Below are 12,779 nucleotides of genomic sequence, written 5' to 3'. Positions count from 1 at the left end.
GTTCTTAAGCTGCTTTCCTTTTAGCTGGTCTCGTTATTGCAAATGCGGGTTGTGGTGTGAAACGAAAGTTTCTTTGTTTTGCCTTGTGCAACAAAGCTTTCATCACGCGACACACACATATTGCTTCTCGGCATTGGCTTGCGACTCACTTTCAGGAGAGCGTCATGGGAACTACCCCTCAGGGCTTTAAAGATTCGGTTCAGCACTACTTGAAACGTCTTCAAACCGGCGTAGTGGCTTCCGGTATGGCGGCCACCCTGGCTGTAGGTGGGCTGAGCGCTAGCACGGCGGCCCATGCCGATGCGCTGGAAACTATTGAGTCTCGCGGCACGATTCGTATCGCGGTGCCGCAGGATTTCCCCCCGTTTGGCTCGGTAGGCACTGATCTACAGCCGCGCGGTTACGACATCGATATGGCCAACTACATTGCCGACGAGATGGGCGTCACTCTGGAACTGATTACCGTGACCAGCGCTAACCGCATCCCTTACCTACAAACAGGGCAGGCGGATCTGGTGATTTCAAGCCTGGGTAAAAACCCGGAGCGTGAAGCGGCGATTGATTTTTCTGATGCCTACGCGCCTTTCTTCCTGGGCGTGTTTAGTGCGGATGCAGACGAGAGTGTAGATGGCCCCGAAGGCTTCGCCGATAAAACCATTGGCGTTACCCGCGGTGCCGTTGAGGATATGGAGCTTTCTAATGTCGCTCCCGACTCCACCACTATTCAGCGCTTTGAAGATAATGCCACCACCATCTCGGCGTTCCTTTCTGGCCAAGTGGATTATGTCGCCACCGGTAACGTGGTTGCCGCCGAAATTGCCGAGCGCAACAGCAATCGTGCGCCTTCGCTGATGTATCAGCTGAAAGATTCCCCTTGCTACATTGGCTTGAATAAAAACGAAGCGGCGCTGCAGGCCGAAGTAAACCGCTTAATTGCCCAGGCGCTGGAAGATGGCACGCTTAACGAGCTTTCTCAGCGCTGGTTCAGCGCAGACCTTCCTGACAACTTCGGTAGCTGAGAGGCGGTATGGGGCCAACACTCGATTTTCTCACCCTGTTGCCCTACGTCAGTGAGCTGGTCAAAGGCTTAACCACCACGGTCGTGCTGACCGTGGTGACCACCTTAACCGGGCTTGGGCTGGCAGTAGCGGTGGCGTATTTACGTGTGAACGGGCAGCCTTGGATGCGCTGGGGGCTAGGCGGCTATGTCGAAGTCACCCGTAACACGCCTTTTATTGTGCAGCTATTTTTTATCTTTTTTGGTTTGCCGGGACTCGGTATCAAAATTGACGCCATTACGGCTGCCTTTATTGCTATGACGTTGAACTTGGCTGCTTACAGCGCCGAGATTTTACGTGCGGGCATCAGCGCCACGGCGAAAGGGCAGCTAGAAGCCGCCAGAGCGCTGGGCATGAGCACCCTGCAAAGTTACCGCCATGTGGTGCTGGTGCCTGCTTTTGCCAGGGTCTATCCCTCGCTGATTAGCCAGTCAATCATCGTCATGTTGGGCTCGGCGGTGGTGTCGCAAATTTCCGTCTTCGATCTGACCTACGCCGCTAACTTCATCCAGTCCCGCAACTTTAGAAGCTTTGAAGTCTACCTGCTGATTACCTTGGTGTACCTGCTGTTGGCGTTCGGTATGCGCCGCGCCTTTATGCTGGTGGGTAAGCGTGTGTTCGCATATCAGCAAGGAGAGCAACGATGATTGAGTTCACTCTGTGGGATATCGTACGCAACCTGTTGCTCGCCGCCCGCTGGACCGTCGTACTGTCACTGATTGCCTTTGTCGGCGGCGCCACGGTAGGGCTGGCGCTCACCTTTATGCGCCTTTCTAGCCGCCGCTGGTTGCAGCGCTTGACCGCACTGTATGTGGATCTGTTTCAAGGCACCCCGCTATTGATGCAGCTGTTTTTGATCTTTTTCGGCGCGGCGGCCATGGGACATCCCATCTCTGCCTGGTGGGCGGCTTCGATTGCCCTCACGCTGTTTACCAGCGCATTTCTCTGCGATATCTGGCGGGGCTGCTTGGAAGCCGTGGCCAAAGGGCAGTGGCACGGTGCCCGCGTGCTGGGTATGAACTACTTCCAAACCATGCGCCACGTGATCCTTCCTCAGGCGCTTCGGCTCTCGATTCCGCCCACAGTGGGGTTTTCGGTTCAGGTGATTAAAGGCACCGCGCTGGCGTCCATCATTGGCTTCGTGGAACTCACTAAAGCGGGCACGATGTTGAATAACGCCACCTTCGAGCCGTTCACTATTTTCACTCTTGTGGCCCTTTTTTACTTCGCGCTGTGCTACCCGCTCTCCTGCTACGCGCGCCATTTGGAGAAAAAGCTCTATGACGCTGGTCTGCGTTAATAACGTTCATAAAGCCTTTGGCGACCTGCAGGTGCTCAAAGGGATCGACCTCAACGTTGCCCAGGGGGAAGTGGTCGCCATTATCGGCCGCAGCGGTTCAGGCAAAAGCACGCTGCTGCGCTGCTTGAACCAGCTCGAACAGCACGATAGCGGCGAGATTACCATTGCCGAACAGCAGCTCGATGCCGGTTCCATGTCGCCCAAAGAGCTTAGTGAAAACGTCGGGATGGTGTTTCAGAGCTTTAACCTGTTTCCCCATAAAACCGTGGGCGATAACGTGTGCCTGGCTCCCGTGGTGGTGCGTGGCGAAGCCCGCGCCGATGTCGAGAAAGTCGCCCGCGAGGTGCTGGATAAAGTGGGTTTGGCAGATAAGTACGATGCCTACCCCGCCCAGCTTTCCGGCGGCCAGCAGCAGCGGGTGGCGATTGCCCGGGCGCTGGCCATGCGCCCGAAGGTGCTGTTGTGTGATGAAGTGACCTCGGCATTAGACCCTGAGTTAGTCGGCGAGGTATTGCGCGTGCTGGAAGCGTTGGCGGCAGAAGGCATGACGCTGATTTTGGTCACCCACGAAATGGGCTTTGCTCGGGACGTGGCCGACCGCGTGGTGTTTATGCACCAGGGGCGCATTCACGAAGAGGGAGTACCTACCGAGCTGTTCAGTAACCCTAAAACCCCAGAGCTTAAGCAGTTTATCTCTGCTGTGCTTTAAATGAGCCGAAGCCTCTGAGCCCGACCGGCTCAGAGGCAGCTTTAAGTGCGGCCGAGAATGCTTTAACCGACCCACTGAGTGGCTTGGGCAAAGATTAAAAAGCCCAGTGCAATCAGTACCCATATACAGAAGAGGGGGAAGAAGAACTTGACCCACTTCTGCCAGGAAACACCGGCCAGTGCTAAGGTCGCCATGAAGTAGCCGGACGTGGGGTAAAGAATATTGCCGATGCCATCGCCCAGCTGGAAAGCCAGTACCGCAGTTTGCCGGGTCACGCCGATCATGTCTGATAGCGGTGCCATCAAGGGCATGGTGACGAGTGCTTGGCCGCTGCCGGATGGAATGATGAAGTTGAAGCCAAGCTGCGCGAAAAACATGCCGATAGCGGAAAGCAGAGTGGGTAGCCCCCCGACCAGATTGCCCAGGCCATACACCAGGGTATCCATGATTTGGCCATCTTCGAGCATGACGGCGACCCCACGGGCAACCCCTGCAATCATGGCTCCGACCAGTACGTCGCGAAAACCTTGGTTGAAACCACCGCAGATGTCATCGGTGCTCAGGCCTGCGACGAGCCCGACGACCACGCCCATGATGATAAATAGGCCAGCCATCTCCATCATGAACCATCCCTGTTGCAGTACCCCGTAAACCAGCAGGGCAAAAAAGGCGAAGGTGGTCAGGGCGGCCAGCTTTTGGCGAGTGGAGGCTATCAAGGCACCGCTGTTCTCGGCATGTTGGTAAAGAGCACGTTTTTCGGCTTCTCCAGGATCACTGTTCAGCAGACTGAGTTCGGGCGAGCGACTGACTTGGCGTGCATAACGCATCACGAAGAAAATAGCCGCGGCCAGCATCACAATGAACGCCAGGATACGTAAGCCATAGCCGGAATAGAGCGGCAGCGCTGACAGTTGTTGACCCAAACCGGTGTTGATCGGGTTAAGCACGCCCGTGGTAAAACCCACGGTGGTGGCGCAAAGTGCCACGGCTGCTGCCGTGATCGAGTCAAAGCGTAATGCAATCATTAGCGGCAGAATGACCGGTACATACACCAGCGCCAGTTCCTGCGTACCTATCACGGTGGCGATCAAGGCAAACACGGTCATCAGTACAGGAAGAGTGAGCAGACCCCGGCCAGCGAAGCGTCGGGTCAGTTTGTCGACGCCAATTTCAATAATGCCGGTACGTCTAAGCACCATGAACATTCCGCCAATCATAAAGGTGAAAAACACCACTTCTCCTGCGCTCATCAGCCCATTGGGGATCGCGAGCATAAAATCGGTTAGACCGACGGGGCTGGAGGCAATAGACGTATAGGAATCGGGGTCGATAGTAATGCGGCCATTCGGCCCTGGAACACGCTCAAACTCCCCAGCAGGTACAAAGTGTGTGGCGATGGCGGCCAAGGCGATAAAGACAAACAGCACCACGTAAATGTCTGGGATGCGGCACCAGCTCTTTTTGGTAGCAGGGCTATTGGCGGGAGAGGGACGTTGTTGTGACATGCAGAGCCTCACATTATTGGGCCGTCCGTGGACAGCTCTTGTTATGTATTGCATTGGGCCGGGGATGCCGCGATCAACAGACGATGACGGCAGGGCTTGGTTCGTATGTTTTAGAGTTATGAAACGAAAGTTTCTAAAAACATTACTACTGGGAGGTATGTTTCACAAGGTTGTCGATTTAAGCTTTAAAAAGCACTGCAGATTTTGTATACAAGAACATCAACGTTGACGATACGACAGGAAATACCATGCCAGCCAATTATTACGCCCCAGCGGGCGGGCACCCGCCGCAAACTCAACTTACCGCTGACCGTGCGGTCTTTACCGAAGCCTATGCACTGATTCCCAAAGGCGTGATGCGCGATATCGTGACCAGCAACCTGCCGTTTTGGGAGGGCACTCGGTTATGGGTGCTGGCGCGGCCGCTGTCGGGATTTGCGGAAACCTTCTCCCAGTACATTATGGAAGTGCAGCCCGAAGGCGGTAGCGATAAGCCTGAACTGGACCCCCAAGCGGAAGGCGTGCTGTTTATTGTGGAGGGTGAGTTAACGCTTACTCTGGCAGGTGAGCGCCACACCATGGGCCCAGGTGGCTACGCGTTTATTCCACCTGGCAGCCACTGGCAGGTGCGCAACGAGACCCGCGAGCCGGTGCGCTTCCACTGGGTACGCAAAGCTTACGAGTATGTGGAAGGTCTGGAGGTCCCGAAAGCCTTCGTGACTAATGAGCAATACATTGCGCCGATTGAGATGCCGGGCACCGAAGGGCGCTGGGCCACTACGCGGTTTGTAGATCCAAGCGACGTTCGCCACGATATGCACGTCAATATCGTCACCTTTCAGCCCGGCGGCGTGATCCCGTTTGATGAAACCCATGTGATGGAGCATGGCCTTTACGTTCTGGAAGGCAAGGCGGTGTATCACCTGAACCAGCAGTGGGTCGAAGTAGAAGCCGGCGACTTTATGTGGCTACGCGCCTTCTGCCCTCAGGCGTGCTACGCCGGCGGCCCTGGCCCGTTCCGCTACCTACTGTACAAAGACGTTAACCGCCATGCGGCGCTACGTCTGGGTGCCCGCTGATAGGCGCGAGCTAAGCTGCCTCCCACGGTAGATGCTCGCAGGTTAGCGGCCTTCTACCGTATCGGGAGCATCACATAGTTTACAGGGATACCGTTATGTTAACGCTTGAAGCCAAGCCGCTCACGGCAGACGCCTTTGCACCGTTTGGGGATGTGCTGGATGCCCGCACGTCCGCGTCGTATCCAATTAACGCCGGGCGCACCCAGCGCCACCATGATCTCGCCAAGGTAGAAACCTTAGGCGACAACGCCCATACGCTGATCAATATTTTCGTCAGCCAGCCGGTGTCACTGCCGCTATCCCTCACGTTTTTGGAGCGCCACCCTCAGGGCAGCCAAGCGTTTATGCCGCTGCACCAGGAGCGCTTTATTATTGTGGTCGCCCCGCCTGGCGACACCATTGCGCCAAACGAGGTGCAGGCGTTTGTGACCGACGGCCGCCAAGGGGTGAACTACCGCGCCGGTACTTGGCACGCGATTCAGTCGGTGTTGGAGCGCGAAGGGGAATTCCTGGTGGTGGACCGCGGTGGGGATGGCAATAACTGTGACGAATATCCCCTGGATGTTACCGTCACTTTAGCGCAGTAGCCCACCGCAAGTGCATGCGAGTGTCATCTTGGTTGGGTTATCCTGATAAGCTGACACTCCACTCTATGAACGGTTAGGACATTTATGAGCGCAAACACCCATATCCCCCTTCGTCGTACCAAAATTGTCGCGACCCTCGGCCCCGCCAGCGACCGTGAAGGCGTGCTGGAAGCCATGTTGAAGGCGGGGGTGGATGTGGTCCGCTTGAATTTTTCCCACGGCACGGCGGATGACCATCGTCGCCGCCTTGCCCGTGTGCGTGAAATCGCCGCTCAGCTAGGCCGCAGCGTGGCCGCGTTAGGTGATTTGCAAGGCCCCAAAATTCGCGTTGCCCGCTTTAAAGAGGGGGCGGTTTATTTAGAAGAGGGCCAGCCGTTTGTACTGGATATGGCCATGGACAGTGATGCCGGTGATATCCACGGCGTCGGCTGCGATTACAAAACCCTGGCGGATGACGTAACCGCGGGCGACCGCCTGCTGCTGGATGATGGCCGCGTGGTGCTGGACGTTACCCGCGTAGAGGGCAAGCAGGTACACACCGAGGTGGTGGTGGGCGGCAAGCTATCTAATCATAAAGGCATTAACAAGCAGGGCGGCGGGCTATCTGCTCCCGCGCTGACGGAAAAAGATAAAACCGACCTGAAAACCGCCGTTGAGATTGGTGTCGATTACTTGGCGATCTCCTTCCCTCGTACTGCGGAAGATATGCTGGAAGCCCGCCGCCTGTTGGGCGAAGAGGGCAAGGAAATTGGCCTCGTCGCCAAGGTGGAGCGTGCTGAAGCGGTGGCCGACGAAGCCACGCTGGATGGCATTATCGAAGCCTCTGAAGCGGTGATGGTTGCCCGTGGTGATCTTGGCGTTGAGATTGGCGATGCCCAACTGGTAGGCGTGCAAAAGCGCATGATCAAACGCGCCCGTTCGCTTAACCGCGCGGTGATTACCGCTACCCAAATGATGGAGAGCATGATCTCCGCGCCGCTGCCCACCCGTGCCGAAGTCTTCGACGTGGCTAACGCGGTGCTGGATGGCAGCGATGCGGTCATGCTCTCGGCGGAGACCGCCGCAGGTGACTACCCGCTGGAAACCGTAGAAGCGATGGCGCGTGTGTGCCTGGGTGCCGAACGTGAGCGGGTTGCCCAAGAGTCGGGGCACCGTATCCACGAAGGCTTTACCCGCCCGGATGAAACCATTGCCCTTTCGGCCATGTATGCCGCTAACCACATGAAAGGCGTGGTCGCGATTGCCTGCATGACCGCCTCTGGTTACACGCCGCTGATTGCCTCGCGCATTCGCTCGGGCTTGCCCATCGTTGGCTTGGCTCACAACCCGATTGCCCAGCGCCGTATGGCCATGTACCGCGGCGTAGTCTCGCTTCCCTTCGATACCTCGGAAATGACCGCCACCGAGCTTAACGACCAAGCCCTTACGCTGTTGGTGAAGCAGGGCGTCGCCAAGCCGGGTGATCACGTCATCCTGACCCGTGGGGACCACATGAACGCCCACGGCGGTACCAACACCATGAAAGTGATGGCCATTACCGAGCAGCACGCCGAAAACGCGAAGGCGTAAACGGATGCGCGCACTGCTGCTCCTGTGCGGTTGGCTGCTAAGCGCGCCTGTGATGGCGGGCGCGCCCATTGTGGCGGCCGCTTCTAGTCTGCAGTTCGCCCTGGAGGAAGCCGCCGCCCAGTTTACCCAGCAGACCGGGCACGCGCTGCGGCTTAACTTCGGCTCCTCCGGCAACTTTCGTCGTCAAATCGCCCAGGGCGCGCCCTTCGAGCTGTTTTTGTCAGCAGATGAAGGGTTCGTTCAGGCGCTGTACGACGAAGGGTCCGTGGATAACGCGGGCGTGATTTACGCCCGAGGACGGCTAGCCTGGGTACAGTCGGCTGGCCGTTACTCCTTACCCAGTGAGCAAGCGCCGCTTGCCGGCGTGCAGGAGGCCATTACCGCCTGGGAAGAGGGGCAGCGGCTGCGTGTTGCTATTGCCAGCCCAGAACACGCCCCTTACGGCATGGCCGCCCAAGACGTGTTGCAAAAGGCGGGCCTGTGGGAAGCCAGCGAACCGCTGCGGGTGCAGGGGGAGAACGTCTCCCAGGCGATGCAGTTTGCCCTTTCCGACGAGGCGCGAGGTGGTTTGGTGGCTTACTCGCTAGCAGTTGCGCCCGCACTAGCGGAGCGCAGCGAGGCGGTGTTGATGCCTGAAACGTGGCATACGCCGCTGCGCCAGCGCATGGTGTTAACGCCGCAGGCCAGAGAAGTGGCTCACGCGTTTTACGAGTGGCTGCAGCAGGCGGATGCGAAAGCAATTTTTGAAACCTACGGATTTAGTACCGATTAATGGACTGGTCGGCGTTATCTGTCTCGCTGCGGCTCGCGGCGTTTACCTGTCTCTTACTATTACCTCTAGGCATTTGGTGGGGGCGCGTGCTGGCGACCGCACAGTTCCGTGGCAAGGGGCTGTGTGAGGCGCTGATTGCGCTGCCGCTGGTGCTGCCGCCCACGGTGCTGGGGTTTTATCTGCTTCAGCAGTTTGGCCGTGATGCGCCGTTAGGCGGTGCCTGGGCCGCACTGACAGGGGGCGGCCTCAACTTTACTTTTAGCGGTATTTTATTGGCTTCTCTGATTGCCAATCTTCCCTTTGCTATTCAGCCGATTCAGCGTGCCTTTGAGCATGTGCCAGCGAACCTGCGTGAGGCTGCGTGGTGCAGTGGGCTAAGCCCATGGCAAACCCTGTGGCGTATTGAATTGCCGCTGGTGTGGCCGGGCATCCTATCGGCGGCAGCGCTAACCTTTGCACACACACTGGGCGAGTTTGGCGTGATTTTGCTGGTAGGCGGTGCGATTGATGGCGAGACCCGCACGCTCTCTATTGCCATTTATGACCGCGTACAGGCCTTTGACGAGCAGGGCGCGGCGAGCATGTCTGCCCTCTTGCTGGTCATTTCTCTGGCAACCTTAGGCCTTGTCTATGGGCTCGCTGGCAAGCGCAGGTGGTCACGTGGATGATCTGATAGTGACTGCCCAACAGTCTGGCCCGATTCCACTTAATGCCTCGTTTCGATGCGCCCCTGGGGAGCTGCTGGCGCTGGTCGGGCCGTCGGGAAGTGGTAAAACCACCTTGCTGCGCACCATTGCCGGGCTTTACCAGCCTCAGCAGGGCAGAGTGAGCTGTGCGGGCAGGGAGTGGTTTCTGGCCCAAAGCGGCCAGCGCCACTCACTGCCGCCGCAAGCGCGCCAGATTGGTATGGTGTTTCAGGACTATGCGCTGTTCCCTCATCTAACGGCGCTGCAGAACGTTCAGCTTGCCATGGGGCACCTGCCTCGCGCTCAACGGTTTGAGCAGGCCACCCAGTGGTTGAGCAAAGTGCGTTTGCAGGGGCTGGAGGCGCGCTACCCCAGCGAGCTTTCCGGCGGCCAGCGCCAGCGAGTGGCGCTAGCGCGTGCGTTGGCCAGAGAGCCGCAGGCACTGCTGCTGGATGAGCCGTTCTCTGCGGTGGATCAGGTGACTCGCCGCCGCTTGCAGCGCGAGCTGGCGCTACTGCGCCAGCAAATTTCTATCCCCATCATTCTCGTCACCCACGACTTGGAAGAAGCCACCGCGCTCGCCGATCAAATCTGCGTGCTGCATAACGGCGTCAGCTTGCAGCAGGGCACGCCTGAAGCGCTGTTTCGACAGCCCGCTTCGCCGCTTGTCGCTAGGCTGCTGGATCGCCACAACGTCTTTAGCGGGGAAGTGGCCGAGACGGACGCTGGGCGACGCTTACAGTGGGGCGAGTGGCGGCTGGAGGTGGCAGAAGGGCTAGACCGTGTTGAACTCGGCCAGCCACTGGCATGGTACCTGCCGCCGTCGGATATCGTGCTGCATCGTCGGGGGCGGCCTTCCCAAGGCGAACGCGAAAACCCGGTGGCGGCGACGGTCAGCGAAATGGTGGTTTTGGGCGGCATAACATCAATCTCGCTGCGTGTTTCCCACGGAGATATGCTACGTTTCGACATCGCCACCCACGCGGCTAAACGTAATCAGCTTAGCTTGGGGGAAAGGGTACACGTCTCGCTGCTGGCTGAGGGCATTCATCTTATGCCCGCGCAGCGTACCCACACGGCATCACACAACAAAAGGAACCTGTTATGACCCTGACACGCCGCCAACTGCTGAAAACCGCTGTCGGTGTTTCGCTCGCCGCCTGTTTACCCCTGCCGCTGTTAGCGGCTTGGGCGTCTGAACCCGCGCCAGCTAACACGCTGCAACTGGCGATCCACAGTGAAGGTGGCCCGCATCGCCTGGATGTGGAAGTGGCAGAAACAGCCTCACAGCGCCAACGTGGCTTAATGGGCCGCGAGGAGCTTCCAGAAGCGCGCGGCATGCTGTTCCGGTTTGAGAGCGAGCAGCCCGCCGGTAACGCCTTTTGGATGTACCGGACGCTAATTCCGCTGGATATCGCGTATATCGATGGCGAAGGGCGCATTGTGGCGATTAACACCATGCCGCCGTGCGAGTCGGATACGCCGCGCGAGTGCCCGTCGTACCCTGCGGGCGCTGCCTATCACGCCGCCTTAGAAGTGAATGCCGGCTACTTCGCTGAGCGTGGTATCCAGGTAGGTGACTGTGTCTCGGTACCTGCACTGGCCGGGTTCTGCCGCCCCGAATAACGTGCTTTGTTATGCCCTGGTGAGCCGCTGTTTTCCTACATTCAGCACAATTAGGGCAACGCCCGCGACCACTAGCCCGCCGCCTACCAGTTTATGGAATCCCATCGGATCGCCCATCAGCAGCGCGCCAAGGCCAACGGCAAACACCGGGGTAAGCAGCGTCATTGGCACTACGCGATTCACCGGGTGGCGGCGCAGCAGCGCATACCAAATGCCGTAAGCGATAATCGACGACATAACAGCGGTATACGCCACCGCGCCCCATCCCAGCCAGCTTGCCTGAGCGATGGCCTGCCACTGATTTTGTTCAAAGAGCCACGAGCCGAGCGCAACCTGAGGTACCGCAAACAGCGCTACCCAACCTGCCAGCGCCAGTGGCGCAATGGGCGGCCCGCGTTTGATCAATAGCTGCGATACCGCCCAGCCAAACGCGCTCAATAGCAGAATGGTTAATGGTAGCGGCGAGGGCAGCGTTGGCCCGCCCGCCAGCACCACCACCCCCGCAAACGAGAGCAGCAGGCCTGCCAAGCGTTTAGGCCCTAGTTTCTCTTTTAGGAATACCACCGCCAATAGCGTGGCAAACGGCGTGCCCATCTGCACAAGCAGCGCGCCTGTTCCAGCTTCCGCTTGCCCCAAACCAATAAACAGCAGCGCAAAGTGAAGGCTGCCAAACGTAATGGATAGCAGCACTAAAAACGGCAGCTGCGCCCGGGCTACCGGGTAAAACGGCACCAGCAGCGCGGCCACCAATATGAAGCGCAGGGTGGTCATTAACAGCGGCGGCAGCTCTGCCACGCCCACTTTGATCACAATAATATTGAGTGACCAAATAACAATGACCAACAGGCCCAGGAGCAAATCACGAAGCGGCACGGCGTTATCTCGGTAAAAGAGGAAGGGTGTAAGAAGGCGTTGATATAACAGCTATATGGGCTTTTGGGATTACAAACAAAACATAGTGTTATAGTAAGGCGGCAACAGTCGTTGTATCGAGATCAATAGTAATAACAGAGGAATGATTATGAAGAAAATCTCATCAACGTTGTTAGGCTTGAGCATGGCGCTAGCGGCGGCTTCCGCCCATGCCAACGACAAGCAGCTGGTCATTGGTACCAATAACTGGGCCGAAAATATTGCCGTCGCTAATATGTGGAAAATCGTGCTGGAAGAGGAGCACGGCTACGAGATTGAGCTGACCGATGTGGGCAAAAGCGTGCTGTACAGCGGTTTGGCCAATAACGATTTCGATATCTCTTTGGAAATCTGGCTACCCACGACGGACAAAGACTTTCTTGCGCCCTATAAAGATAAGATCGATGTGCACGACGTGTGGTACGAAGGTACTGGCCTAGGCATTGTGGTACCGAGTTACGTTGAGATCGACACCATCGACGCGCTGCGCGATAGCGCTGAACAATTCTCCTATCAAGGGCGCTCCACCATTATTGGTATCGATTCTGGCTCCGCGATTGCCGGGTCAACGGATGATGCCATCGATGCTTATGACCTGCCGATGCGCCAGCTCTATAGCTCCGACCCGGCGATGATGGCGGCCCTCGATGATGCGTACCAGCGTGAAGAGCCCATTGCCGTGACGCTCTGGAGCCCGCACTGGGCCTTTGCTGAATATGATCTCAAGTACCTGGAAGATACCCAGGGCGTTTACGGTGAAAGCGACGATATTTTCTGGTTCTCCCGCAAAGGCTTCGCGGAAGACGACCCGTGGCTCACCCAAGTGCTGAACGAGTGGCATATGGATGACGATACCTTAGGCGGGCTGATGGCGACCATTGAACAGCAGGGCGACCCCGTAGAAGGGGCGCGCACCTGGATCGGCGAGAACCGCGAGTTAGTCGATACGTGGCTGGCCGCTGGCGAGTAGCCATTT

Annotated in this window: 14 protein-coding genes; 12 read left to right on the top strand and 2 right to left on the bottom strand. The window is 57.8% G+C overall.

What is annotated here, in order from left to right; all coding sequences use genetic code 11:
• Window positions 1-164 precede the first annotated feature (164 nt).
• From R0J87_RS03825 to R0J87_RS03810, 4 genes are read left to right on the top strand one after another with little or no spacing between them, the layout of a single operon-like run.
• On the top strand, window positions 165-1,019 hold the full coding sequence (locus tag R0J87_RS03825; protein WP_498884475.1) for a transporter substrate-binding domain-containing protein: 855 nt from the start codon (window positions 165-167) through the stop codon (window positions 1,017-1,019).
• A gap of 8 nt (window positions 1,020-1,027) precedes the next feature.
• Window positions 1,028-1,705: an amino acid ABC transporter permease gene (locus R0J87_RS03820; RefSeq protein WP_498884473.1), complete on the top strand. Its 678-nt coding sequence runs from the start codon at window positions 1,028-1,030 to the stop codon at window positions 1,703-1,705.
• Entirely contained in the window at window positions 1,702-2,358 is a 657-nt protein-coding gene (locus R0J87_RS03815; RefSeq protein ID WP_159343093.1) for an amino acid ABC transporter permease, read from the top strand. Before R0J87_RS03820 ends, R0J87_RS03815 begins: the two co-directional genes overlap by 4 nt.
• Window positions 2,339-3,067 carry an amino acid ABC transporter ATP-binding protein gene (locus tag R0J87_RS03810; RefSeq protein ID WP_498884471.1) on the top strand — a complete coding sequence of 243 codons (729 nt, stop codon included), beginning with the start codon at window positions 2,339-2,341 and terminating at the stop codon, window positions 3,065-3,067. The genes R0J87_RS03815 and R0J87_RS03810 overlap by 20 nt, the downstream gene beginning before the upstream one ends.
• Before the next feature lie 62 nt (window positions 3,068-3,129).
• Here R0J87_RS03810 and R0J87_RS03805 read toward each other — a convergent pair whose 3' ends face one another.
• Entirely contained in the window at window positions 3,130-4,572 is a 1,443-nt protein-coding gene (locus R0J87_RS03805; RefSeq protein ID WP_498884470.1) for a YfcC family protein, read from the bottom strand.
• Window positions 4,573-4,820: 248 nt separating this feature from the next.
• On the opposite strand from R0J87_RS03805, the gene R0J87_RS03800 reads away from it, so the two are divergent.
• The 7 genes from R0J87_RS03800 (at window position 4,821) to R0J87_RS03770 (ending at window position 10,891) form a co-directional block, all read left to right on the top strand.
• The gene (locus R0J87_RS03800) at window positions 4,821-5,651 is read left to right on the top strand and encodes a bifunctional allantoicase/(S)-ureidoglycine aminohydrolase (RefSeq protein WP_498884469.1); all 831 of its coding nucleotides are present in this window, start codon (window positions 4,821-4,823) and stop codon (window positions 5,649-5,651) included.
• Window positions 5,652-5,746: 95 nt separating this feature from the next.
• Window positions 5,747-6,238: an ureidoglycolate lyase gene (locus tag R0J87_RS03795; RefSeq protein ID WP_498884468.1), complete on the top strand. Its 492-nt coding sequence runs from the start codon at window positions 5,747-5,749 to the stop codon at window positions 6,236-6,238.
• An 84-nt stretch (window positions 6,239-6,322) separates the two neighbouring features.
• Entirely contained in the window at window positions 6,323-7,807 is a 1,485-nt protein-coding gene (pyk, locus tag R0J87_RS03790; RefSeq protein ID WP_404343297.1) for a pyruvate kinase, read from the top strand.
• 4 nt (window positions 7,808-7,811) lie between these two features.
• A complete protein-coding gene (gene modA / locus R0J87_RS03785; protein ID WP_498884466.1) occupies window positions 7,812-8,579 on the top strand; it encodes a molybdate ABC transporter substrate-binding protein in 768 nt (255 codons plus the stop codon).
• Window positions 8,579-9,247: a molybdate ABC transporter permease subunit gene (modB, locus tag R0J87_RS03780; protein ID WP_498884465.1), complete on the top strand. Its 669-nt coding sequence runs from the start codon at window positions 8,579-8,581 to the stop codon at window positions 9,245-9,247. Before modA ends, modB begins: the two co-directional genes overlap by 1 nt.
• Window positions 9,240-10,373 (top strand): ABC transporter ATP-binding protein, encoded by a 1,134-nt coding sequence (locus R0J87_RS03775; protein WP_498884463.1) that lies wholly within the window; start codon window positions 9,240-9,242, stop codon window positions 10,371-10,373. Before modB ends, R0J87_RS03775 begins: the two co-directional genes overlap by 8 nt.
• A complete protein-coding gene (locus R0J87_RS03770; protein WP_404463851.1) occupies window positions 10,370-10,891 on the top strand; it encodes a DUF192 domain-containing protein in 522 nt (173 codons plus the stop codon). Before R0J87_RS03775 ends, R0J87_RS03770 begins: the two co-directional genes overlap by 4 nt.
• Before the next feature lie 9 nt (window positions 10,892-10,900).
• Here R0J87_RS03770 and R0J87_RS03765 read toward each other — a convergent pair whose 3' ends face one another.
• Window positions 10,901-11,764: a DMT family transporter gene (locus tag R0J87_RS03765; protein ID WP_498884461.1), complete on the bottom strand. Its 864-nt coding sequence runs from the start codon at window positions 11,762-11,764 to the stop codon at window positions 10,901-10,903.
• 148 nt (window positions 11,765-11,912) lie between these two features.
• Here R0J87_RS03765 and R0J87_RS03760 point away from each other — a divergent pair, with 148 nt between their 5' ends.
• The gene (locus R0J87_RS03760) at window positions 11,913-12,773 is read left to right on the top strand and encodes a glycine betaine ABC transporter substrate-binding protein (protein ID WP_498884459.1); all 861 of its coding nucleotides are present in this window, start codon (window positions 11,913-11,915) and stop codon (window positions 12,771-12,773) included.
• Window positions 12,774-12,779: the final 6 nt, after the last annotated feature.

It is taken from the genome of Halomonas sp. SIMBA_159, from assembly GCF_046536035.1.
Classification (GTDB): domain Bacteria; phylum Pseudomonadota; class Gammaproteobacteria; order Pseudomonadales; family Halomonadaceae; genus Vreelandella; species Vreelandella venusta_A.
This window is presented reverse-complemented; position numbering and strand designations above follow the sequence as displayed.

What these genes read in the sequence shown, in the direction of transcription:
- R0J87_RS03825 (WP_498884475.1), top strand. Translation starts at nt 165, where the DNA reads ATGGGAACTACCCCTCAGGGCTTTAAAGATTCGGTTCAGCACTACTTG.
- R0J87_RS03820 (WP_498884473.1), top strand. Translation starts at nt 1,028, where the DNA reads ATGGGGCCAACACTCGATTTTCTCACCCTGTTGCCCTACGTCAGTGAG.
- R0J87_RS03815 (WP_159343093.1), top strand. Translation starts at nt 1,702, where the DNA reads ATGATTGAGTTCACTCTGTGGGATATCGTACGCAACCTGTTGCTCGCC.
- R0J87_RS03810 (WP_498884471.1), top strand. Translation starts at nt 2,339, where the DNA reads ATGACGCTGGTCTGCGTTAATAACGTTCATAAAGCCTTTGGCGACCTG.
- R0J87_RS03805 (WP_498884470.1), bottom strand. Translation starts at nt 4,572, where the DNA reads ATGTCACAACAACGTCCCTCTCCCGCCAATAGCCCTGCTACCAAAAAG.
- R0J87_RS03800 (WP_498884469.1), top strand. Translation starts at nt 4,821, where the DNA reads ATGCCAGCCAATTATTACGCCCCAGCGGGCGGGCACCCGCCGCAAACT.
- R0J87_RS03795 (WP_498884468.1), top strand. Translation starts at nt 5,747, where the DNA reads ATGTTAACGCTTGAAGCCAAGCCGCTCACGGCAGACGCCTTTGCACCG.
- pyk (WP_404343297.1), top strand. Translation starts at nt 6,323, where the DNA reads ATGAGCGCAAACACCCATATCCCCCTTCGTCGTACCAAAATTGTCGCG.
- modA (WP_498884466.1), top strand. Translation starts at nt 7,812, where the DNA reads ATGCGCGCACTGCTGCTCCTGTGCGGTTGGCTGCTAAGCGCGCCTGTG.
- modB (WP_498884465.1), top strand. Translation starts at nt 8,579, where the DNA reads ATGGACTGGTCGGCGTTATCTGTCTCGCTGCGGCTCGCGGCGTTTACC.
- R0J87_RS03770 (WP_404463851.1), top strand. Translation starts at nt 10,370, where the DNA reads ATGACCCTGACACGCCGCCAACTGCTGAAAACCGCTGTCGGTGTTTCG.
- R0J87_RS03760 (WP_498884459.1), top strand. Translation starts at nt 11,913, where the DNA reads ATGAAGAAAATCTCATCAACGTTGTTAGGCTTGAGCATGGCGCTAGCG.